The 23,112-nt window shown below is 68.6% G+C and carries 19 protein-coding genes; 13 read left to right on the top strand and 6 right to left on the bottom strand.

What is annotated here, in order from left to right:
- Positions 1 to 348: 348 nt before the first annotated feature.
- From FB390_RS34825 to FB390_RS07860, 5 genes are all read left to right on the top strand, one after another.
- Complete coding sequence (locus FB390_RS34825) at positions 349 to 630, top strand: YbaB/EbfC family nucleoid-associated protein (protein WP_141808359.1); 282 nt, start codon at positions 349 to 351, stop codon at positions 628 to 630.
- A complete protein-coding gene (locus tag FB390_RS07875) occupies positions 614 to 907 on the top strand; it encodes a type VII secretion target (RefSeq protein ID WP_141808358.1) in 294 nt (97 codons plus the stop codon). The genes FB390_RS34825 and FB390_RS07875 overlap by 17 nt, the downstream gene beginning before the upstream one ends.
- Before the next feature lie 39 nt (positions 908 to 946).
- The gene (locus FB390_RS07870) at positions 947 to 2,143 is read left to right on the top strand and encodes a DUF6973 domain-containing protein (protein ID WP_141808357.1); all 1,197 of its coding nucleotides are present in this window, start codon (positions 947 to 949) and stop codon (positions 2,141 to 2,143) included.
- A gap of 211 nt (positions 2,144 to 2,354) precedes the next feature.
- Positions 2,355 to 2,693 (top strand): hypothetical protein, encoded by a 339-nt coding sequence (locus tag FB390_RS07865; RefSeq protein WP_141808356.1) that lies wholly within the window; start codon positions 2,355 to 2,357, stop codon positions 2,691 to 2,693.
- 369 nt (positions 2,694 to 3,062) lie between these two features.
- Positions 3,063 to 4,163 (top strand): CaiB/BaiF CoA transferase family protein, encoded by a 1,101-nt coding sequence (locus tag FB390_RS07860; protein WP_141808355.1) that lies wholly within the window; start codon positions 3,063 to 3,065, stop codon positions 4,161 to 4,163.
- A 59-nt stretch (positions 4,164 to 4,222) separates the two neighbouring features.
- Here the strand turns inward: FB390_RS07860 and yczR are convergent, their stop codons facing one another.
- On the bottom strand, positions 4,223 to 5,719 hold the full coding sequence (gene yczR, locus FB390_RS07855) for a MocR-like transcription factor YczR (RefSeq protein ID WP_141808354.1): 1,497 nt from the start codon (positions 5,717 to 5,719) through the stop codon (positions 4,223 to 4,225).
- A 62-nt stretch (positions 5,720 to 5,781) separates the two neighbouring features.
- Here yczR and FB390_RS07850 point away from each other — a divergent pair, with 62 nt between their 5' ends.
- The 4 genes from FB390_RS07850 (at position 5,782) to FB390_RS07835 (ending at position 8,865) form a co-directional block, all read left to right on the top strand.
- Positions 5,782 to 6,141 carry a hypothetical protein gene (locus FB390_RS07850; RefSeq protein WP_141808353.1) on the top strand — a complete coding sequence of 120 codons (360 nt, stop codon included), beginning with the start codon at positions 5,782 to 5,784 and terminating at the stop codon, positions 6,139 to 6,141.
- Between the two features lie 48 nt (positions 6,142 to 6,189).
- A complete protein-coding gene (locus FB390_RS07845) occupies positions 6,190 to 6,747 on the top strand; it encodes a methylated-DNA--[protein]-cysteine S-methyltransferase (protein ID WP_141808352.1) in 558 nt (185 codons plus the stop codon).
- A gap of 532 nt (positions 6,748 to 7,279) precedes the next feature.
- Positions 7,280 to 8,107 carry an alpha/beta fold hydrolase gene (locus tag FB390_RS07840; RefSeq protein WP_141808351.1) on the top strand — a complete coding sequence of 276 codons (828 nt, stop codon included), beginning with the start codon at positions 7,280 to 7,282 and terminating at the stop codon, positions 8,105 to 8,107.
- Between the two features lie 116 nt (positions 8,108 to 8,223).
- Positions 8,224 to 8,865 carry a DUF998 domain-containing protein gene (locus FB390_RS07835; protein WP_141808350.1) on the top strand — a complete coding sequence of 214 codons (642 nt, stop codon included), beginning with the start codon at positions 8,224 to 8,226 and terminating at the stop codon, positions 8,863 to 8,865.
- Between the two features lie 388 nt (positions 8,866 to 9,253).
- Here the strand turns inward: FB390_RS07835 and FB390_RS07830 are convergent, their stop codons facing one another.
- From FB390_RS07830 to FB390_RS07820, 3 genes are all read right to left on the bottom strand, one after another.
- Positions 9,254 to 9,529, bottom strand: a complete 276-nt coding sequence (locus FB390_RS07830; RefSeq protein WP_141808349.1) for a hypothetical protein — start codon at positions 9,527 to 9,529, stop codon at positions 9,254 to 9,256.
- Between the two features lie 836 nt (positions 9,530 to 10,365).
- On the bottom strand, positions 10,366 to 12,966 hold the full coding sequence (locus tag FB390_RS07825; protein ID WP_141808348.1) for a helix-turn-helix transcriptional regulator: 2,601 nt from the start codon (positions 12,964 to 12,966) through the stop codon (positions 10,366 to 10,368).
- Between the two features lie 93 nt (positions 12,967 to 13,059).
- A complete protein-coding gene (locus tag FB390_RS07820) occupies positions 13,060 to 14,349 on the bottom strand; it encodes an adenylosuccinate synthase (RefSeq protein ID WP_141808347.1) in 1,290 nt (429 codons plus the stop codon).
- 272 nt (positions 14,350 to 14,621) lie between these two features.
- Between FB390_RS07820 and FB390_RS07815 the strand changes: the two genes are divergently transcribed.
- A complete protein-coding gene (locus tag FB390_RS07815) occupies positions 14,622 to 15,281 on the top strand; it encodes a hypothetical protein (protein ID WP_246123910.1) in 660 nt (219 codons plus the stop codon).
- Positions 15,278 to 16,063: a site-2 protease family protein gene (locus FB390_RS07810; protein WP_141808345.1), complete on the top strand. Its 786-nt coding sequence runs from the start codon at positions 15,278 to 15,280 to the stop codon at positions 16,061 to 16,063. The genes FB390_RS07815 and FB390_RS07810 overlap by 4 nt, the downstream gene beginning before the upstream one ends.
- Before the next feature lie 288 nt (positions 16,064 to 16,351).
- Here FB390_RS07810 and FB390_RS07805 read toward each other — a convergent pair whose 3' ends face one another.
- Together FB390_RS07805 and FB390_RS07800 are read right to left on the bottom strand one after the other, a co-directional pair.
- Positions 16,352 to 17,500 carry an FUSC family protein gene (locus FB390_RS07805; RefSeq protein ID WP_185756972.1) on the bottom strand — a complete coding sequence of 383 codons (1,149 nt, stop codon included), beginning with the start codon at positions 17,498 to 17,500 and terminating at the stop codon, positions 16,352 to 16,354.
- Positions 17,501 to 17,507: 7 nt separating this feature from the next.
- A complete protein-coding gene (locus tag FB390_RS07800; RefSeq protein WP_141808344.1) occupies positions 17,508 to 17,957 on the bottom strand; it encodes a DUF3151 domain-containing protein in 450 nt (149 codons plus the stop codon).
- A gap of 2,724 nt (positions 17,958 to 20,681) precedes the next feature.
- Here FB390_RS07800 and FB390_RS07795 point away from each other — a divergent pair.
- Complete coding sequence (locus tag FB390_RS07795; protein ID WP_141808343.1) at positions 20,682 to 21,974, top strand: Rv0361 family membrane protein; 1,293 nt, start codon at positions 20,682 to 20,684, stop codon at positions 21,972 to 21,974.
- A 98-nt stretch (positions 21,975 to 22,072) separates the two neighbouring features.
- Positions 22,073 to 23,110 carry a fused (3R)-hydroxyacyl-ACP dehydratase subunits HadA/HadB gene (locus FB390_RS07790; RefSeq protein ID WP_246123909.1) on the top strand — a complete coding sequence of 346 codons (1,038 nt, stop codon included), beginning with the start codon at positions 22,073 to 22,075 and terminating at the stop codon, positions 23,108 to 23,110.
- Positions 23,111 to 23,112 lie beyond the last annotated feature (2 nt).

Below are 23,112 nucleotides of genomic sequence, written 5' to 3'. Positions count from 1 at the left end.
GCTGACACACGAGTCGCTCCCGCATACTGCGGCCTCGTCGGCGCCCGGCTGCCGCATGCGCGTGGCGCGCTGACACATGGTTCGCTCGGTCCACCGCTGGTTCCTCCCGTTGAGCGCATCGGCACGCCCTACTGGATTCTCACCTACGCCGCGGTCCGGTGCACGACGGAGGGTTCCGATCGAGTGGCAGCGTTCCCGGACGGTCGTACCATCGTCTCGATATGAGACACGATTGTCGACGAACGTTGCACCAAAGACCCAGGCCAGCAGTCATTCCGGATTTTGACGCTACATCCCCAGACGAGTATCGTCGGGTCCGCATAATTACTCCATGGGGGGTTGAACACTGTGCCGGACGACCATAGAGCGAATGAGATTCAACGAATCAACGAACAGCTTGCGGAGATGCGAGGGTCCGCACGGTCGCAGGACGGCAGCGTAAGCATCGTAACCGACGTCGGTGGCCGCATCACGGATCTGTGGATCGCGGATTGGGCAATGGAACAGCATGGTCCGCAACGGCTGGCGGAACTCATCATGGACAGACACCGTGTCGCACTCGACAGTGCGCACAGTGCGGCCCTGCGCGCGTTCGACAACACGGAGGGGTCTGGTGGGGCATCCCTTTAGCGTAGATCCGGCGAAGATGCGAGATCTTGCCCGCCACCTCCGTTCTCACGCGAGCACTATTTCGGTAAAGCAGCCGATCGCCAAGGTCAGTCGCGATTTGGCACGACAGAATATGCAAGAATCGAATCTCGCGGTCAAGGTTGAAGAATCTCTGAAAGCTCTGGATTCCGTAATAAAATACCATGTTCGCCGTCTGAACGAACACGGTGATGCGATCGATACCTCGGCAAACGCGTACGAGCAATCCGACGGCGCGTGGGCCAATGGATTCAAGTAGGTAGGGGGAGACGTGCCGGAGCCACTGACTGTACCGGTAGTGCTCAGTTGGGATCTCAGGTACCTCGGCCAGTGTGTCGACATCATGCTCGAGACAGCAAAGGTGATCGACACCGAAGCCGCGGCCGCCGGCGGAAAAATTGAGCAATCCGAGCCCTATTTCGCGAGCGCGGCTGGCAACGCGTCACGCACCCGTGGAGCGGCTGACAAGAGCGACGCCCTGACTACTTCCGATGTCATCGAGGAAATGGGAAAGAGTCTCCGGTTGTACGTAGGCGAATTGGAATCCAATATCGCTGAGATTCGCGAGCAGAAGAAGGAAGCGGAGGATTCCATATGGGATCTCTTCGTGACCGATGATGGGCATGTAAAGTCACGGAAGTCCAACTGGGAGACATACAAGGACTACTTCCCTTTCGGAGAGGCCGCGATCGCCGCCAAAGAATTCTGGACACGACGGTATGACAACCTCATATCAGCAGCTCTGACGTGGGTTCAGCGCGTCGATCAAGAAGGTACGGAACTATACATCGGAAAAATTGAGAACTTGTCGGACCGAGTCAAGCAGGCGTTGACCGCGCTTCCGAGCGACCCTGAGTTGGCCCGGATTCTCGAGGAGTACCAAACGAGTGCGTCGACCGAGCCTCCCCGGTTGTGGCCCGTCGGATTCGTGGCCGACCTACTCGAAGAGAATGGGATCGAAGTTGCCCCGTCCCTGTACACGGCAAACGAAATCGCCGCAATGGAGCAGCTGTATCACACTCAGGGGATAGAGGCTGTGGGGCAGGCACTGAAGATGCCTGACTTGGCGAAGGAAGCGGCCTTGGAGTACTCTCCTGACACTCAGGCAGATGGCCAGGGCGATGCCTTCAGGCATATGTATTGGAATGCGTTGATGTCGCAGAAGTTCGGCGAAGAGTGGACGCAAACATATGCCACCGCACATGAAAAGACTGGTGGAAACACCCCGCAACGTGAGGCAATGGATCTGTGGAACAACGAGCTCGGCAGAAAGATTGGCGCGGCTAACCCCGATGCCACTCCTGAGGAACTGCAGGCCCTCGTCCGTCAGGAAATCGAAGGCGAGAACGGCCGCGCCGTCGTGATTACTGCGAAAGATCAATCCGGCAATCCGCTCCCGTCGGATCAGGTTCAACTTTCTTGGAGTAGGTCGACTGCCCCAGGATTGACTGGACCGCCGGCAGGCGTTGGAATTCCACTTCCGGGGAGCAAGTGACATGCGTCGCGCGTCGAAGACCGCGTGTGCGTGGCCAGGGCTGATGTTGGTGTGCGCTGCGCTGATCTCCGGATGTGGGCCGAATCAGCCGCACGCTGTCCCGAGCTGCCCGTCGTCGTTCGATTTCAGGGCGACACAAGGATCCCTGGGTAACGGCGCCGGGCTACTGAATGCGGCGAGAACTGCGGCGTTGGGTTCGGACCCCGTAGCGATGCGGGATGTCACACGGGCTGCGGGTTTGAAAGACGACTGGGACCGGATGGTCGTAGTCTTTCCTGGCACCAAAACTCCGGCATTGAATGCGGATACCGGTATTTCCGATACTTGCTGGGAAAATCTACCTCCCGCGTACGGCGATGATACACCACATGCCGCGTACTATCTGTTCGTCAAAGCCGAAAGGCCCGTCCAGGCAGTCCATTGGTTTTTTCCGAACGACCGTGCGTTGGACTTCATGACACCGCGCACAAAAGTGGTCTATCCAGAAACTCTGCTCGCGCCGGTTCACGTTGCGGGAGTAGAGCCATTCTTACGACCGGTTCAGAAATGAAATTCCGGCGTGCAGCCCGGTTGGACCGCGACTGAGGTCATGTCGGGCAAGTCGGCGGGCACTGCCCAATCACGTACGAGGCCAGCCAGCCGCTTCCTGCGGCCGCCATTCCCCACCCGCTGAGGCCGCGACCTCACCGACGCCCTGCTCTGACATCCGCGTGGGGACACTGACGCTCGGATCGCTAGCTCCTCGACGCTTCCCGCATCGGCACGCTGCTTGGATTCTCGCCGACCCCGCGCTGCGGTGCACGACGGAGGGTTCCGATCGGCGGCGTTATTGTCATACTGTCAATACATCCGCGGGCGCTGCCCGGGGGACCGCACCGCCCGGCGGTGCGCAGGGATCAACGACGAACCGAGGTAGGGCGTGACCACACCATCCACCGCCACCAAGCAGGGCCCGCTCGCGGGCATCAAAGTTGTCGAGCTGGCCGGTATCGGCCCCGGTCCGCACGCCGCGCTGTTGCTGGCCGACCTCGGCGCCGACGTGGTGCGGGTGCAGCGGCCGAACATGCTGCCCGGGTTCATGGAGCGTCCGCAGTGGCGCGGGCGGACCATCGTCGAGGCGAACCTCAAGGATCCGGCCGACATCGAGAGGGTTCTCGGGTTGATCGAGAAGGCCGACGTGCTGATCGAAGGCTTCCGCCCCGGCGTCACCGAGCGCATGGGTCTCGGCCCCGACGAGGCGCTGGCGCGCAATCCGCGGCTGGTCTACGGCCGGATGACCGGCTGGGGTCAGGACGGCCCGCTGGCCGACCGCGCGGGCCACGACATCAACTACATCTCGCTGACCGGCGTGCTGAACGCGATCGGCCGCAAGGGCGAACGCCCGGTACCGCCGCTGAACATGGTCGGCGACTTCGGCGGCGGCTCGATGTTCCTCGTGTTCGGCATCCTCGCCGCGCTGGTGGAACGGCAGAACTCGGGCAAGGGCCAGGTGATCGACGCCGCGATGATCGATGGCGCGCTTGCCCTTTCGCACATGATCTGGGGTATGCGCGGCGTCGGCCTGTGGTCCGACGAGCGCGGCACCAACCTGCTCGACACCGGCATGGCCTTCTACGACACCTACGAGACCTCCGACGGCAAGTACATGGCCGTCGGCGCGATCGAGCCGCAGTTCTACGCCGAGCTGCTGAAGGGCCTGGAGATCGATCCCGAAGGCCTGCCGATGCAGATCGATCCGAACGGTCAGGACCAGCTGAAGAAGCTGTTCGCGGAGAAGTTCAAGACCAAGACCCGCGACGAGTGGGCGGCGATCTTCGAGGGCACCGACGCGTGCACCACCCCGGTGCTCACGCTCACCGAGGCCACCGAGAACGCGCACATCGCCGCGCGCAACGGTCTCGTCGACATCGACGGCGTGGTGCAGCACGCGCCCGCCCCGCGTTTCTCGCGCACCCCGGCGGCCATCCCGACTCCGCCGCCGACCGAGGCGACGCCGATCGAATCCGTTTGGGCGGACTGATTTTCGTCGACGGATGCCCCGTGGTCCAAATGGCCACGGGGCTTTCGCTTTCCAACGAATCAGTAGCAGGTAAGGGGATTCAGCGGGTCGGCCGCGCGCGGGGTGAGCCCTTCGTAGGCTGAGGCGACCGCCTTCACCGCCAACCGCAGTTCGGCCTCCTGGTGGGTGAACGGCAGCCGCAGGAACCGCTCGAAAGCACCCTGGACACCGAAACGCGGTCCGGCGGCGAGCAATACGCCGTGGTTGGGCGCGGTGGCGGCGAGCGCGGTGGAGACCGGAGCGGGCAGCTGCGCCCAGACCGACATCCCGCCGACGCCCGCGCTCACCCGCCAGTCCGGCAGCTCCTCGGCCAGTGCGGCGAGCAAAGCCGCGCGCTGGCAACGCAATTGGTCGCGGCGACGGTCGAGAATGGTGTCGGCGTTCTCCAGCAGGTGCACCGTGGCGAGCTGGTCCATCACCGGGGTGCCGAGGTCGACGGTGGAGCGGATGCCGAGCAGCTTGGTGATCAGCGTCTGGTTGGTGCGAACCCAGCCGACGCGCAGACCACCCCAGAACGACTTGGAAGCCGAACCGATGGTGACGATCTCGGAATTCTTGGCGAACGCGGCGACCGGGGGCGGCAGGGTGTCCACATCCAGGCCCAGGTCTACCATCGACTCGTCGACGACGACCGTCATGCGGGTCTCGCGGGCGATGGCGGCCAGCTCCGCGCGCCCGTCGGCGTCGAGCAGCATGCCGGTCGGGTTGTTGAAGTCCGGCACCAGGTAGGCCAAGGTGGCGGCGGTTTGCCTTGCGGCGCTGCGGATTCCGTCCAGATCCCAGCCCGAGTGCGGGCTCTCCGGCAGCAGCGGCACCGGGACGGGACGCGCGCCGACATCGCGGATGGCCTCGATGGCGTTCGGGTAGGTCGGGTGATCGATCAGCACCCGCGCGGCCGGCGCCGTGAGCACGTTGAGCAGCAGGCGCAGACCGTGCTGGGCGCCGAGGGTGATGAGGATCTGATCGGGCTCGGTGGGCAGTCCGCGCTCGGTGTACCGGCGGGCCACCGCCTCGCGTAGCGCGAGCACGCCGACCGGATCCATGCCGTGGGTGCCGAGATAGGCCGGAATTCCTTGCAGCGCTGCGGAATACGCGTCCTGCATCTCGGGCGGCGCGGCCATCGCGGCGTAGGTCATGTCGATGGTGGTCAACTCGGGCTGCGCCATCAGCGCCAGGATGCTGCGCGCCGGTTTGGTGCCGTCGTGCGGCACGGCCGGTGGCAGGGCCACGGTGCTGCGCGAACCCTGACGGCTGATCAGGTAGCCGTGTTCGCGCAGCAGCGCGTAGGTGGACGTGATGGTGGTCCGGCTGACGCCGAGGGTGGCGGCGAGGTCGCGCTCGCTGGGCAATGCGACGCCGAGCGGCGCGCGCCCGTCGTGGATGAGCAGCCGGATCCCTTCGGCCAGTGCCAGGTACGCCGGGCGGGCCGCACGCCGCGCCGGATCGTCGTCACCGGCGCTGCGCCAGTTGCCCAAGTCGCGCGCCAGGCTGGCCGCGCCGATCACTCGTGTCGCCATACAGTCCAGTATTGAGGGATTGGATATTTATTGGCAAGGCCAGTTGGCGGAACGTGTCCAGTATGACCGCTCTGCTCACCTTCCTCGTCGTCACCGCATTCTGCTACGCGATCTACCACTACGCGCCGAACAGGACCAAGGACCTGTTCGAACTCGAGCGTTTCCGGCCGCTCGGGTCGCTCACCGACGCCGGCTTCTCGCGCTACGAAGAGCAGCGGCAATACTCGGATTTGGCGGCGATTCACGGCCGCGCCGACGAGCCGCGGCCGAAGGATTCGCAAACCCGGGCCGCCACCGACGGCCGCGCCGGAAAGCGGGAATCAAAGGTTTCGCCGACGACGACGGCGCAGGTTGCCCACCTCCGACGGAGCCCAGGCGTCTGCCGAAGCGACATCCAGGCCAGTTCTCGAAAACTGGCCTGATCGACGGCTGCCGCCGGATTTGTCGGTGCCGCAGTGCACACTGACGGTATGAGTGTGTCCGCTCGCCAGGCCGCCGCGGCGCTGTTCGACACCACGATCGGCGTCTGCGCGATCGCGTGGAGCGGCGACGCCGTGTTCCGCTTCCAACTGCCCGAGGCGGACCAGGCGGCGACCCGCGCCCGCATCACCCGGTGGCGTGCGGGCAGCGAGGTGCCGGAAGGCGAGCCGACCGCCGTGATCGCCGAGGCCATCGCGGGCATTCGCGCGCACCTCGCGGGGGAACTGGACGATCTGCGCTGGATTCCACTGGACACCAGCGCGATCCCGGAGTTCCACCGCGCGGTCTACGCGGTGACCCGCGCCATCGACCCCGGCCACACCCTCAGCTACGGCCAGGTCGCGAACCGCGTCGGCGCGCCCGGCGGCGCACAGGCGGTCGGACAAGCACTGGGGCGCAACCCGATTCCCCTCGTCATTCCGTGCCACCGGGTGCTCGCCGCGGACAACGCGCTGCACGGGTTCTCCGCACCGGGCGGCATCTCCACCAAGGAGCGCCTGCTGGAGATCGAGCGCACGCCGGGGTTCGGGGAGCCGACGTTGTTCTGAGACGGGGCATGCGCCGTGCGGTGGTGTCGGCTCGGCGGGACGGCGGTGCCATGTGCGGGCAACTGCCGCGGCGGTCGGCGGAGTCTGCTGATTACTCGCGGAACTCGCGAATGCCCGCCGGGCTGCGGGCGGTCCCGTCGATTGGTGGCGGTAGCCGCATCGCCGGGTGGGTGCGTTCTGCCGCCGAGAGGTCGGCTTGATGCGCGCGAAAGCGCTGTGCGCCACAGCACGAAACCGAGCAGGCCAAGCGGGCGCCGCTGCGAAGGCTTCCAGGTCAACCCGCGGATTCTCTGCCGGACCCGGAATCGGCCTTCGACCTCGCGGTCCGTCAGCCGGGCGGGAGGCTGCGGCGATCCAGTCGGCGGTAGGTGCTTGCCGCGACACATCACGGAGCAGCTCGAGAGGCGGAATTGCGCGGCATGCTTCGCGGAGACGGGTTCCGGCGGCGTTGTTCCCACCCGCGGCGGATAGCGTTGCGGGTTGCGATGGGTTCGGTGCGCCGTCCAACGGCTGAGCGAAAGGGAGCGCATACATGGAGACGGTCACTTCGGCGGACGGGACGACGATCGCGTTCGATCGCATCGGCGACGGCACGGCCGGGACGGTGATCCTGATCGGCGGCGCGTTCGGGTACCGGACGTTCCCGAAGATGGTGCAACTGTCGGAGGCGTTGGCCGAGAAGTACGGCTTGACCGTCGTCGACTACGACCGTCGGGGTCGCGGCGACAGCGGGGACTCGCCGGGCGTCTACGACGTGACCAACGAGATCGAGGACATCGCGGCGCTGGTCCAGGCGGCGGGCGGGTCGGCGGCGCTGTTCGGGTGGTCTTCGGGCGCGGTACTGGCGCTGCTCGCCGCGGGTTCGGGTCGAGTGCCCGGCGTGACGAAGGTCGTGGCGTTCGAGCCGCCGTTCGTGGTCGATCGGTCCGGGCACGTTCCGCCCGCGGACTTGGACGTCCGGCTGCACGAGCTGATCGCCGCCGACAAACGCGACAAGACGGTGCGGTTCTACATGTCCAAGGCCATGGGCGTGCCGTGGACGATGGTGACGGCCATGCGCGTCACGCCGTTCTGGAAGAACCTGAAGGCGACGGCGAACTCCACCGCGCACGACTGGGCGGTGATGCACCCGTACATGCGCGGTGAGAAGCTGCGCGCGGCCGACTGGTCTGGCGTGACGGTGCCGACATTGGTCATCTCGGGCGCCGACAGTGCCGCGATGCTGAAGAACGGCGCCAAGGCGATCGCGGCGGTGCTGCCCGATGCCGAGCACCGGGAGCTGGCGAAACTCAGCCACGATCCGAAGATCGACATCCTCGCCCCGGCGGCGGGTGAATTCCTCACCAGGACGCAGCACTGAAAAGGGCACAGCATCGCGCAGCCATGAATCCGGCGCAGCGATGAATTCGCGGGCGGGGTTCCGTCTACACGCGTGACGGCCCGACGCGGCCGAGGCAACCCGCTGAGGAGAACCCCATGAAGACCGAAAAGCTCTTGGCCGCAGGCATTCTCGCCACTCCGATGTTCTTCGTCGTGGCGCTGGCCCAAGCGTTCACCAAGGACGGATTCGACCTGCGCGAGCACATGATCAGCCAACTGGCGCTCGGCCCGCTCGGCTGGATCCAGATCGCCAACTTCCTGGTGACCGGCGCGCTGTTCGCGCTCGTCGCGGTGGGGCTGCGTCGCGGTCTCACCACCGGAATCGGACGAACCTGGATCTCGCGGCTGGTCGGGGTGTTCGCCGCCGGGATGATCGGGGCGGGCGTCTTCGTCTGTGACCCGTATCAGGGTTACCCGGCGGGCGCCGCCGAGGCGATGACCTGGCACGGCACGCTGCACGGCGTGTCCGCTGCTGTCGCCGGGCTGGCGCTGGTCGCCGTCCTCGTGATCATGGCGCGGCGGTTCCGCGCCGAGCAGCGCACCGGCGCGGCTGTGCTCAGCATCGTGATCGCCGTGGTGTACGTGGTGCTTCCGGCCTCGATTCCGGCGCTGACCAGCATCACCTTCCCGATCGCCTCGTTGCTGGCGTGGGGTTGGGTCGCGGTGTTCGCGGCGGAGTCGCGTAGTGAGCTGGTCGTGCGGCCCGCAGTTTCGGCCGGGCAGTTGCAGCCTGCCTGACCGACGGGGCTACTTCGCCACCGCTCGGTCCGACCGCCCATCGGAAGTCCGTCGCAATCCCGCTCAGCCGGGGTTGGCGACGGACTTTTGCGTATCGACGAGTCGACGAGTTCGGCCGCTCGGCGAGGGCTTTCGACCGGCCCGAGGGGCGCTTCGGCGGGGCGCTTGCCGAGGGGCGCTCCGGCGGGCCGCTTGTCGAGGCGCGCTTCGGCGGGGCGCTTGCCGAGGCGCGCTCCGGCGGGGCGCTTGCCGAGGCGCGCTCCGGCGGGGCGCTTGCCGAGGCGCGCTCCGGCGGGCCGCTTGCCGAGGGGCGCTTCGGCGAGGCGCTTGCCGAGGGGCGCTTCGGCGGGCCGCCGAAAGCGGGTCCCGAGCGCCCTGCCAGAGATTTTCACGGCTCCGGCGGATGCTCCCGGTAGAACTCGCACGCCTCGCCGGTCAGATACCCGTCCATACAGGCGAAATACGTCTGGATGCAGCTGTTGGTCGTACAGCCGAGTTCGAGCAGTCGCTCGTGGATGCGCCGATTGCGCTCCTGCTCCGGATTCGGAGCGGGCACCGAACTCACCACCGCGCTGGACGGCACGAACTTCCCCGTCTCGGCGCACCCGGACAGCGCCGCGAGCGCGACCCCCGCCGCCCCCAACGCCACTACCCACCGCGCCATCCTCGACACCCTCCTCGCTCACTCTGTGCTGACCGTACCCCCTCACCCCACCCCGCTCGATCCGACAGCCGATTGCGACCGACCCCCCAACCACCATTTCTCTATCGACGGTAGTCAAATGGATCTCACGGGAGAGAAATGGCGCCTCCAACCCCACCCACAGCCACCATTTCACTCCCGTCGATTTCGAGCGCCACGGGTGTGCCACCGGGGACTGCGCAACCTGCCCGGTCGAGGACAAGCGCGCGGGGGCCGAGGCGGCGAGGAACCTCGAACACTCGGGACAAGGGCGCTGCCGAGCAAACGGCAATAGGAACGCCGGCGCTCTGGAGCACGGCAGGCAAAGCGGCCGACAGCCGGACCGTCTGCCACTCTGCAGACTCCGCAAGCAGACGGAAGCACCCGAAGATGGCGGTCGCGCCGGGGCGATCGACGCAGCCCGGCCACCGCCACCGCAACGCACGCCGTCGACGGCCGCCGCGATCACCGCCGGGCCCGCTGCGGCTCCAAGCCTCGACGCAGCCCGCCGCCCTCCCCGCGCCGCACTTAGGTGGACGCACCGTCGATCCTGCCTCGACGCAGCCCGCCGCGATCGACGCCGTACCTACCGCACTTCGGCAGACGCAGCACCACGCCACCTCGACTCGCCTCCGCCTGGCGCGACCGACACCGTCGCTCGCCGCTCCCGCAAGGGTGCAGGTAGCTTCCCGCCGCCCGAACGCGACGCAGGACAGCACGACCGGCGCAGTCCCCCCGCACTTCGGCGGACGTAGCCTGCATGCCGCACCGGGATGATCAGCCCGCCGCCACGCCCTCGCCAGCGCAGCGCGAAGTCCTCAGGCGGACGACTCACCGCGCATCAGCGCCCCCAGCGACTCGCGGTCGGTGACGTCCATCTTGATGCATGCGCGGTAGAGGTGGCCCTCGACGGTGCGGACGGAGACGGTGAGGCGGTCGGCGATCTGGCGGTTGGACAGGCCCGCGGCGACGAGGTTCGCGATTTCGCGTTCGCGGGCGGTGAGGGGTAGAGGTTGGGCCGCCTTGCGCAGGGCGGGGGTGGCGGCGCCGCCGCAGGCCGCGGCGAGGCGGTTGGCGGCGGCCGCGGATTCGAGGAGGCGGCGTCGGTCGCCCGCTCGCTCGTGCGCGGACGCGGCTTGGGCGGCGGCATCGGCGGCCGAGAGCACCGCGCCGATGGCCTCGAATTCGGCTGAGGCGGCGTCGAGTCCGGGCCCGTCGTGGGCGGCGAGCGCGACCGCGTGTTTGGCTTGGATCTGGACGAGCCTGCCGTCCACCCGAGCCGCGAGGTCCGCGAGCCGGCCTGCCACCGAGTGGTCGCCGAAGCGGGCCGCGGTGTGCAGCGCCATCGCCTCGATCGCGTGCTGGTGCGAACGGGCGGCCGAGTCGGCGGCGCCGATCGCCAAACGGACGGCAGGCGTGACGGTGCCCTCGGCGCCGGCGACGCAGGCCTTGGCGATCTCCAGCTGCGGCTCGTAGACCGCGCTGTGCCGACCGCCGCGCCGCGCCGCCTCGGCCACCGATTCGGCGGCGTCGTGCGCGCGCCCCAGTGCCGAATACGCCTCCGCCAGACGGATTCTCGCCGGGAACAACCACGCCGCCGCGCCTTCGGTTGTCAGCGCGGCGAGCGCCTGCTCCAAGTGCTCGATGCCGTCGATGAACCGCCCCTGCGCCACGTCGACGGTGCCCTGCAGGATCTTCGACAAGCCCCACGCCAGATACTGTCCCGGCGCGGTGTACCCGAAATACGGTGTGGCACAGCGCCTCGCCGCCTCGAACTCACCGCTGTAGATGAGCGCGAGCACCTCGCCGTGGGTGGATATGAATCGGTTGAGCCCGTCGATCTCGCGCTCCACCTCGTGCCCCCGCGCGGCGTACTGCCTGGCCGCCTCGGCCTTGCCCATCAGCGCCAGTGCCAGACCACCGCCGAACGAAGCCCACCAGACCGCCCACGCCGGAGCGCCTTTCGTGGTCATCACCGTCTCCGCCTCGGTGAACGCGTCCTCGATGCGGTTCTCGTTCACCGCGCACGCCGAGGCGAGTCCGCCCAGCGTGGCGATGATCTTCGGATGACGCACCCTGGCCCGAATATCGGCGAGCACCTCGTCGGCGCGATCGGCGTCACCCATGGCCCACAACAGGTTCGACACCCGGGTGCTGCCCCAGCGGGCCAGTTGCACCTCGTTGAGCTGATCGGCGTCGAAGCTGGCGAGCGTACGCTCGGCCTCGATCCGGTGCCCCTGCCACAGCAGCGCCCTGGCCAGCAGGTCGGCCGACTCGACGCCGCCGCGCCGCTCCACCGCGGCCCTGGCGAAGCGCTCGCCGAGGGGCAGGTTGGCCAAGTTGATGGCGTCCGCGGCGGCGGCCTCGAACAGCTCCAGATCGGCGGATTTGTCGCTGTCCAAGGCCAATTCGGCCAACCGGATGCGATCGGCGGCGGAATTGATGCGCCGTTCCTTGAGCGAGGAATACAGCTTGCCGCGCAGCCGCCGGGCCGACGCGATGCCGAGCCTGCGCCGGATGACCTCGCCGAACAGCGGATGGTTGTATCGCACGATGAGCTGGTGCGAGTTCTCCACAACCCGGATCACGCCGCGGGTTTCGGCGGCCTCCACCGCGTCCTCGCCGGCCAGTTCGGCGAGCACGTCGAGATCGATCGGCTCGCAGAAGGTGAGCAGCTCCAGCACCCGCAGCACCTGCTCCGGCAACTGCTCGACCCGATCCTCCAGCAGCGCAGCCAGTTCCGAGGTCACCGCGGCGCGCCCGCGCAGCTGCCAGACGCCGTTCACCTGGCGCAGGGTGCCCGCCTCCAGCGCTCCCTCCACCAAATGCCGCAGGAACAGGGCGTTTCCGCCGGAGGACTCCCACATCAGATTGGCGGTGAAACCCTCGAGCTGACCGCCGAGCATCGACTCGACGAGGTCCACGCTCTGCGGCTGGGTGAACGGGTTGAGGTCGACGCGCAGCAGGTGCCCGTCCTTCCACAGCGAGGTCACCGCGTCGGGCACCTGGACCCCGCTGCGCACGGTGGCGACGATGTGGGCGGCCTTGTCGATGGCCAACTGCAGCAGCAAGGTTGCGGACAGTTGGTCCAGAAGATGGGCGTCGTCGACACCGATGATGGTGTGCCCGTCGGCGAGCAGCGCCTCACGCGCGGCGGACATGAACGTCACCGGATCGTGTGCCGTGTAGACACCGACCATGTGCGCGAACACGCCCAGCGGAATACTGCGGGCCGACTCCGTGCCCGCTACCCACCGAATATTTCCGCCGACCGCCGCGGTCGCCTGTCTCGCCAGTGTCGTCTTGCCCACTCCGGCATCGCCGGTCAGGACAGCACCCACGTACGTCGAACCGGTGAGTGCGGACCGGATCGCTTCGAACTCGGTCTCGCGCTCGATCATCGGCCAGTTCCGAGCCATGCTTCAACTGTAGTTCTTCACAGTTCATGATCGAAGATGAACTGCGAATGGCGGACGTGCTCAGCGCGTCGCGGAGCGGAAAAACGCTGTGGTTCAGCCGAGGACGTCGTGCCTGACGATCGTTTGGTCACGACCGGGACCGACGCCGATGCAGGAGATCCGCGCGCCGGAGAGCTCCTCGAGCCGCCGCACGTAGGCCTGCGCGTTGGCGGGCAGATCCTCGAAGGTTCGCGCCCCCGAGATGTCCTCCCACCAGCCGGGCATTTCCTCGTAAACCGGCTTGGCGTGGTGGAACTCGGTCTGGGTGGTCGGCATCTCGTCCACGCGCTTACCATCGATTTCGTACGCGACGCAGATCGGTACCCGGTCCAAGCTGGACAGTACATCCAACTTGGTGAGGAAGTAGTCGGTGATGCCGTTGACGCGGGTCGCGTACCGGGCGATCACTGCGTCGAACCAGCCGCAGCGCCGCGCGCGGCCGGTGGTGACGCCCACCTCGCCGCCCTGCTTGGCGAGGAATTCGCCGTACTGGTCGAACAGTTCGGTCGGGAACGGGCCCGAACCGACGCGGGTCGTGTAGCACTTGAGGATGCCGAGCACCGTGTTGATTTTGTTCGGCCCGATGCCGGAACCGACGGCCGCGCCACCCGAAGTCGGGTTGGACGACGTGACATACGGGTAAGTCCCGTGATCGACGTCGAGCAGGGTGCCCTGAGAACCCTCGAGTAGCACGGTTTCTCCGCGCTCGAGGGCCTCGTTGAGCTGCAAACGAGTATCGGCGATGCGGTGCTTGAAACTCTCCGCCATGGAGAGCACTTCGTTCACAACCTGCTGCGGATCGAGCGCGCGGCGGTTGTAGATCTTCACCAGCACCTGGTTCTTGAACTCCAGGGCGGCCTCGACCTTCTGGGTGAGGATCTTCTCGTCGAGCACGTCCGCGACGCGCACGCCGACGCGCGCCACCTTGTCCTGGTAGCAGGGGCCGATGCCGCGGCCGGTGGTGCCGATCTTCTTGTTGCCGAGGAAGCGCTCGGTGACCTTATCGATGGCCACGTGGTACGGCATGATCAGGTGCGCGTCGGCCGAGAGCAGCAGGCCCGAGGTGTCGACGCCGCGGTCCTCCAGTCCGGCCAGCTCGGCGAGCAACACACCGGGATCCACCACGACACCGTTGCCGATGACGTTGCGCACACCGGGGGTCAGGATGCCGGAGGGGATGAGGTGCAGCGCGAACTTGTCGCCGTTGGGCAGCACCACGGTATGGCCCGCGTTGTTGCCGCCTTGGTATCGGACCACCCATTGCAGTCTGCCGCCGAGCAGGTCGGTTGCTTTGCCCTTACCCTCGTCGCCCCACTGGGCGCCGATGAGGACGATTGCCGGCATGGTGGTGTCTCCTACGGTTCGACGCGCAACACACCCGTGTTGCAGCTACCTGCCGTACTGAGGCGGTGGCCGGAAGCACAGTTTACCGAATGGCCTAGGGCACCCCGGCGGGAAGGCACCCCGCGCCGGTCACAATGCCGACTCGGCCCGGGCGCGGCGGGTTGAACACGGCTATGGTTGCTGCGGGCGGACCGGGGCAGCGTGCCCGCCCGACAGGTGCGAGGGAGCCGGTGGGGTGTGCCCGGCAGGATTCGAGGAGGGTGTACGGCCGTTTGAGTACCCATGTTCTCCGCTGCGATGGCGCGCCCGTCCCGATCGCCCTCGCCGCACTGCCGACTACTCAGACGGCCGCACTTCCGGACACCGCGGTGATCGATGAACTGCTTCCCGTGCTCGCGGCCGACAGTCTGCCGCGCCTTATCGTGCTCGGCGAGGACGCCGCGCTGGCCGCGGTGCTGACCCATCTGATGCGGACCGAGCGGCTGCACGTCGAGATCGGTTACGTGCCGATCGACAAGACCTACGGCTCGCGCGCCTACCAGACCGGCACCGGCAACGCCGCCGCCAAGCGCGCGATCGAGGGCAAGGCGCGCGAGACTCCGCTGATCCGCGACGACACCGGCAAAGTGCTGGTCGGACGGGCGACCATCACCGGGCCCGAGGGCGGCAAGCTGGAGGGCGAGGCCTACGTGGACGACACCCAGCTGTTCTCCGGCAAGGTCACCGCGATGCACATCTCCCCCAGCCTGCACATGCCCGGCGTCCGGGCGACCGTACGGAAGGGCCTGCGCAAGCGCCGGTGGATCGAGGGCAGGGCCGCGCAACTCGGGACCCCGGGCGCGGTGGTGACCCGCGACGGCATCCTCACCGAGCGCACCGTGCCGCGCTCGACCTTCTACCGGCACAACGAAACCTGGCTGTTGGTGCGATGAATTACTCCTTCCCGCAGCGCCGAACGGGTCTCGGCGCGGTTCGGCCGAGTCCGGTCTTCCTGCTCGTCGTCGCGATCACCGTCGCGGGCGGCGTGCTGGCCTGGGCCTCCGACTACGGTTCGACGCGGGCCAAGGTCGGCGTGTTCGTGCTCGTGGTCGCGGGCTGGATCGTGACGCTGTGTTTGCACGAGTTCGCGCACGCGTACATGGCTTGGCGCGCAGGCGATCACGAAGTGGAGTTGCGCGGGTATCTCACGCTGAATCCGCTGAAGTACTCGCATCCACTGTTGTCGATCGTGTTGCCCGTGGTGTTCATCGCGCTGGGCGGATTCGGTCTGCCCGGCGGCGCGGTGTACGTGCACACGCACAGCGTCAGCCCGCGGATGCAGCGGCTGATCAGCGGCGCGGGTCCGGCGGTCAACGCGGCGTTCGCGGTGCTGCTGCTCGTCGTTGTCGAGGTGTTCGGCAGCCAGACCTCGCATCCCGCATTCTGGTACGGGCTGGCGTTCCTCGCCTTCCTCCAGGTCACCGCGGCGGTGTTGAACCTGCTGCCGATTCCGGGGCTCGACGGGTACGGAATCCTCGAGCCCTCGCTGAGTTATCAGACCCGGCGTTCACTGGACCAGCTCAAGCCGCTCGGCATGCTGCTGCTGTTCGCGTTGATCCTCACGCCCGCGATCAACGAGCCGTTCTTCGACGCCATCTACACCATCTGCGAGGTGTTCGGCGTCGAGTCGTCGTGGATCGCGAGAGGCGCTGGGCTGGTGCGTTTCTGGCTCTGAGACGATGGTCGCCCGGCCTTCGCCGAGACCGGGCGACCTGCTCCGCCCGACGCCGATATCGTCCCTACCCGCCCCGGCCACCACACCATACTGGCCGGTGAGACGCGTCGTCGTGCGAAGTGTCCGACCGTGACACCCCTCGTCGTCGCGGTCATGAAACGAGGTTATGGAGCGCGGCGCGCGAGATCCCGAGTAGTGCACTACCCGAAGATCATCACGGCGGCCGCGCGATGGCGTGAGAAGACTTCGCGGACCGCGTCGTTGGCCGAAATCCGCTGAATAGCCGGGTCAATCCGCCGGGCGCACATAGGGATTCGGCACGGTCGGCGGCAACAGCGCGATCGCCGAGATGCGCTTCATGCCACAGACCTGCATCAGATCGACCACGATCGAACGCACCTGCGCGAACACCACGTGCGCCGAAAGGCCAGCGCCCGCAACCAGTTCCGGACGCGCTTCCTTCGCGACGGTGCGCAGCACCCTGGCCGCCTCCGCCTGATCGGGCTGTTCGCCCGGATCGGCGAGCATCATCTTGCGCACCACCTCGACGGCCTGGGCGAGCCGCTCCACCTCGTCGACGAGCCGGGGGTCCAGGATCTCGTCGTCGCGCACCAGAGTGAGCGAACGGCGCAGCAGCACCCTGGTATTGCGGACCGCGTTGTCGAGCGGATCGGCGGTGGCGCGGATGCGCTCGAGACGGGCGCGCGAGTTCCAGTACAGCGGGGAGATGCGGCTGATCTCGCGACCGCCCTCCAAAGTGGAGCGGAGCGAGTCGATCTGCGACTGCGTCGCGCGGGCGGCGGACAGCGCCTCGCGGATCTTCTCCGGATCCTGCTCGATCAGGCCGTCGGCGCAGCGGGACAGCGATTTGCTCATCACCGCAAGGATTTCCGCGGCGTGCTCGCGGGCGCGGCGCACCGGATGCAGCGGGATCGCGGCCACGATCACCACGCCGACCAAGCCGCCGACCAGCGCGTCGATCATGCGGTCGAAGCTGCCGCCCGCCGAAGGGGGCATCAGGGTGGCGACCAGCACGGCCGAACCGGCCGCCTGCATGGTGATGATGGAACCGCCGTCGAGGAACACCGCCAGCGCCATGGCCACGCCGACCACGAGCGCGATCTGCCAGACGCCGGTGCCGGCGCTGGAGATGAACAGGTCGCCGATGCCGATGCCGACCGCGACGCCGACGACCAGCTCGATGGCGCGCTTCAATCGAGCGCCGAACGAGATGCCGATCGATACGACCGCGGCCGTCGGCGCGAAGAACGGCTGCGGATGGCCGATGACATTGTGTGCGACGAACCAGGCCAGCGCCGCGCCCAGCGCGCACTGCACGATCGGCAGCGCCGACAACCGCAGCCGAGCCCACGCGCCGCGCAGCCGGTCCGCGCCGCCCGCCCTGGCGACGCCGAAACGCGATTGGGGGTCGATCAACTACGACTCAGTCGAGGCCGAGCTCCGCCGCGGCGCGGGGGTCGCAATCCTCGAGCAGGTCGAGGCAGCGCGCGTACTCCTCGGTCTCGCCGATCGCCTTGGCGGCCCTGGCCAGCGCGCCGACGCTGCGCAAGAAACCGCGGTTGGGCTCGTGGCTCCACGGCACCGGGCCGAAGCCCTTCCAGCCGTTGCGACGCAGCAGGTCGAGGCCGCGGTGGTAGCCGGTGCGGGCGAAGGCGTAGGCGGCGACGATGTCGTGGTTCACGACTTCGTCGGCCGTCGCCGCGCCGCCCCGTTCCAGCGCGGCCTCGGCGAGGTGCGCCCAGGCGATCGACGCCGCCGGGTGCGCGGCCGCGACCTGCACCGGATCGGCGTTGTCGAGCAGCGCGTCCTCCGCCTCGGAGTTTTCGGGTAGCAGTACCGGTTGCGGACCGAGCAGATCACCGAACGAGGTCATGCGGTTCATTGTGCACGCCGGTAGGGGTGGGGCGCCCGCGGGGCGCAGGTCGCCCGGCCATGCGCGCGGCTTTTGACGGCCCTCGGCCGACCGCGCCTATTAGGCTTGCGTCCGACTTCACAGATCCGCAGGAGCGAGGGGTAGTAGGTGTCCGACCCGAACGACGAGAAGAACCCGGCACGCGACGCCGGTTCCGCCGATCCGGCGGGAGCGCGGGAACCGCGCGACCAGCGTCCCGTCGTGCCGGAACACCCCCGGGGCACCATCCCTACCCAGCCCATGCCCGCCACGCCGCGCGACGCGGAATCGACCTCGGACGCCTCTGCTTCGGCGGCCGAGTCCGCGCGGGACACGGCGGGTGCGAGCCAGTCGCGGATCATCACCGGTGGAGGTTTCGGCGCGGCCTGGGATCAGGACGAGACCCCCGCCCCGCAGCCGACCCGTGCGAGCGGACAGGCGTCCGGGGCTGCGAACGCCGGTCGGCCCGGACCGGCGGACGCCGCGACGACCGAGCTTCCGCAGAGCACCGCCGCCAGTGCGGGTGCTTCGACGCCCGGCCAGGTGCCGTCCGACGCGGACACGCGGCCCGCTGCGACCGGCCGAGCCGACGCTGGTGGAGGAGAGCAAGCCGCGGCGGGCGCGGCAGTGGATCGACCGAGCACGCCCCACGACCGCCCTGCTACCAGCAGCGAACGCTCCGGCTTGCTGGACGCGGCGACCACCGAGATTCCGCGCCGCGACTCGGCCGCATCCGAGCCGGGTCGATCGACCGGCTCGGGCGGGACAACTGTGGCCACAGGAGCTGGGGCTACTCGCCAAGGCGCTTCCGCCGGACAGCAGGGTGGGCCCGCTTCCGCGCCCGGCGCCCCCGCCGCTGCACAGAGCACGCCCGCAGAAGCCAACGCCGCTCAGCGCGGTGCTGCCACCGGTGCGGTCGGAGCCGATGCCGCGCGATCGGACGCTCCCGCCGCAGGCGGAGCCGCTCGGCCCGGAGCTGCCGGAACCGACGCCGCTGGACGCGGAACAACCGCCGCTGGCGGAGCCGTCACGGCACAGTCGAGGCCTGCTGGCGCGGGTGCGGGTACTCCTTCCGGCAGCGCGGATGCCGCCGCGCAGCAAGGTGAGTCCGGCGGCCGGCCGGGCCAGCGCGACACCGCCTCCGCTCAGCAGACCGCCCCGGCTCAGGCAGGCGGCCAGCGGAGTCAGGGCGCGGTCGGCTCCGCCCAAGCCGCGGGCGCCGGCGCCTCGTCCGCCGCACAGCCGGGCGGGCCCACCGGCCAGCAGAGCCATAGCGCGACTCGTCCAGAGGACACAGCCGCCACAGGCGCTCAGCCCGGAGCGAGCGCGCAGCCGCACGGTACTGCCGCCGCCGGTCAGCAGAGCGGCTCCGGCGGCGAGAGCGGAGCAGTCGATCGACAGAGCGCGCCTACCGCCCAGCGCGGAGCTGCCTCGGTCCAGCAGGGTGCGGCCGGGCAGCAGGGCGGACCGTCGACGCAGCAAGGCGGACCGTCGACGCAGCAGGGCGCGACGGCCGCGCAGCAGGGCAGGCCCGCCGGACAGCAGGGTCCGGGCGCAGGCAGCTTGGGGCAGGCGGCTGCTGCTGCCGCTGCTGGCTCGGCTTCGCAGCCGCAGGGTGCCAGCCCGGTGGGCGGCGCGACCTCTGCGCAAGGCGCTGGTGCTCAGCCGGAGGCGGTCGCCGGTCGAGGTCCGGCTTCCGCGCAAGGTGGGGCTCAGCAGGGAGTAGCTGCCGGGCCGGGCACGACGGCACAAGGTGCTCCCGCTCAGCAGACAGCGGCAGCCGGACAGGGTGCTCCCGCTCAGCAGACGGCGGCAGCCGGACAGGGCTCGCCCACGCAAGACACTTCCCCGCACCAGACGGCAGCGGCCGGACAGGGCGCGTCGACGCAAGGCGCTGCGCCCCAGCAGACGGCAGCGACCGGACAGAGCGCGTCGACGCAAAGCGCTTCACCGCAGCAGACAGCGGCAGCCGGACAGGGCTCGCCCACGCAAGACACTTCCCCGCACCAGACGGCAGCAGCCGGACAGGGCGCGTCGACGCAAGGCGCTGCGCCCCAGCAGACGGCAGCGACCGGACAGAGCGCGTCGACGCAAAGCGCTTCACCGCAGCAGACAGCGGCAGCCGGACAGGGCTCGCCCACGCAAGACACTTCCCCGCACCAGACGGCAGCAGCCGGACAGGGCGCGTCGACGCAAAGCGCTTCGACCCAGCAGACGACGACAGCCGGACAGGGCGCGTCGGCGCAAAGCGCTCCCACTCAGCAGACGACGACAGCCGGACAAGGTGCGTCGACGCAAGGCGCTTCGACCCAGCAGACGACGACAGCCGGACGTGGCACGCCCGCGCAAGGCGCGGCTCAGCAGGGAGTTCCTGCCGGGCAGGGCGCCTCGGCGCAAGGCGCTTCCACGCAGCAGTCGCGGAGTGCCGAACAAGTGGCACGCACGCAGGGCACTTCCACCGAGCAGGGGGCGTCGGCTGGTCGGGGTGCACCTGCGCAAGGCGCTTCCGCTCAGACGGCAGCAGGCCAAAGCGCTTCCGCTCAGACGGCAGCAAGCCAAAGCGCTTCCGCTCAGACGGCAGCAGCGGGGCAAGGTGCTTCCGCTCAGACGGCCGCGACCGGACAAGGTGCGCCCGCGCAACCCGGCGCGGCCGATGCCAAGACCGCGGAGATTCCGCGGGATCGGGCGGGTGCGTCGCAGGAGGCTGTGGATCAGCGGCAGGGCGGTGCGCAACCGTCGAGTGCCGACTACGAGACCATGGTGATGCGGCGGGTCGATCTCGTCGGTCAGGACGACGAGGACGAGCCGGAGACGGGTGGGGCGGATGCCCAGACCGTGGTGATGCGGCGGGAGCCGCAAGGCGAGCAGGCCGATGTGGCCGGGGCCGATGCCGCGACCGTGGCGATGCCGATCGTTCCGCACCCGGGCGACGACGATGCGAAGACGATGGCGCTGCCGATTCAGCGGCCCACGGGCACCGATCGAGTGCAGGGGCAGCGACCGCCGCTGTCGAAGCCGCCGACCACCCCGCGTCCCGCGCCGGGGCCGAAACAAGCAGGTCAGCACGGTCCTTCCAGTCCGCCGCCGAGCGGACCCGCGTCGGCCGACGACGTCGAGGAAACCCGGCCGTCGCCGCAGCGACCGACCGCTAACCCGCGTCCGGTCGCGTCCGCGCCGTCGCCCGCCGACATGAACGCGACCCGCCCCGCGCAGTCGCTGACGGACGGCCCGGGTCAGCGGCCGCCGCAGCCGGGCCAGCCGCAAGGCGCCCACCCGCAGGCACAGGCCCAATCGCCGACGGCCAAGGCTCCGGGGCAGCCGCAAGCACACCCGCAGGCGCAACCCCAGGCCAAAGGCTTGGCCCAGCCGCACCCGCAGGCTCAACCACACCCGCAGGGCCAGGCCCCGGGCCAGCCACAAGCACAGCCGCACCCGCAGCCCCTCACCAAGGGCTCACCCCAACCTCAGGCCAACGCCCCGGCGCAACCGCGCCCAATGGCCCAACCCCAGCGCGTCCCCCCGGCCCCACCGACCCCAACTCCATCCACCGACACAACCCCCGCACCCCGCTCCAAGCGCTTGCTACTCGCGGCGGGCGCGGCAGTCGCGGTGCTGGTGCTCGTCGTGGTCGGCATATTCGCGCTCTCGGGCGGGGAAACCGAGGAGGACAAGGTCCGCACCGCCATCGGCGACTACACCAGCGCGCTGCGCGACGGCGATCTCGAGTCGCTGCGCGGCAGCACCTGCGGACCGCTGCACGACTTCTACAAGAACATCCCCGACGACCAGTTCGCCGGCGTGCATCAACTCTCCAAGGAACGCAAGAACATCCCCGTGGTCGACAGCGTCGACGCGATCAGGATCACCGACGACACAGCTATCGCTCAGGCAACGGTCTACACCGAGGCCGATCCGAGCAAGCGTTCGGCGCGTACCTTCGATTTGGAGCGAACCGACACGGGTTGGAAGGTCTGCGATCCGCCCGCGGGTACTCCATAGGCGTCAAGCCGGGTAAGCGGTGCCAGTGCTCACACTTACCTGGTCAACGGACCGGTACGGCCAGTAGCATCACCCGGATCATGGGCAGGGAGCAGACGATGGTGGAGCCGCGAGCCGTGGATACGGCGGCGCTGGCGGGACGACGATTCCAGGTTCGCGACCACTACGAGGTCGGCCGGGAGAAGGTGCGTGAGTTCGCGCGCGCGGTGCAGAACTATCACGACGCGCACCACGCGGAACCGGACGCGCGCAAGATCGGTTACGACAGCATCGTCGCCCCGCCCACCTTCGCCTCCGTGGTCGGCACGGCGGGCACCCGCGCCCTGCTCGCCGAGGTGCTCACCGACTACGACCTGACCCAGATCCTGCAGACCGACCAGACGTTCGAGATCCACCGGCCGATCCTGGCCGGTGACACCATTCGCACCGAGATCCTGATCGAGTCGGTCCGGCAGTTCGGCGACAACGACTTCGTCACCGTGAAGTTCGAACTGGTCAACCAGGACGACGAGACCGCCCAGATCGGCTCGACCACGATCGTGGCCCGCCGCGGCGCCGAGGTGGACCCGAACCTGGTCGAGGCGGTCGACAAGATCTTCATGCACTCGCCTCCGCAGCACCGGACGGGCGAGCTCTCCGACAGCAGCGCGCTCATCCCGATCGAGGCCGAAGCGAACGAGCACCCACCCGTCGCCCCGCCGCGGCCCGTGCACACCGCCCTGGACTTCGTTCAGCTGTCCGTCGGCGACCAGCTGCCGCCAGGAACCGCCACGCTGACCCGCGGTGACCTGGCCAACTACGCGGGTGTCGCGGGCGATCCCAACCCGATCCACTTCAGCGAGCGCGCCGCCGAGCTGGTGGGTCTGCCGACCGTCGTCGCACACGGCATGCTGACCATGGGCTTGGCCGCCGAGTACCTGACGTCCTGGCTCGGCGATCCGACGGCCTTCGAGAAGTTCAGCGTCCGCTTCTCCGGTTACGTTCCGGTGCGACCCGACGCGGCGAGCACGATCGAGTTCACCGGCAAGATCAAGTCGCTCGATCCCGAGCGGCGCGCGGGCACCATCGTGCTCGGCGGCACCTCGGACGGCCGCAAGCTGTTCGGCCGCGCCGTCGCCGAGGTCCGCTTCTCCTGAGT

It is taken from the genome of Nocardia bhagyanarayanae (genome assembly GCF_006716565.1).
Lineage (GTDB): Bacteria > Actinomycetota > Actinomycetes > Mycobacteriales > Mycobacteriaceae > Nocardia > Nocardia bhagyanarayanae.
This window is presented reverse-complemented; position numbering and strand designations above follow the sequence as displayed.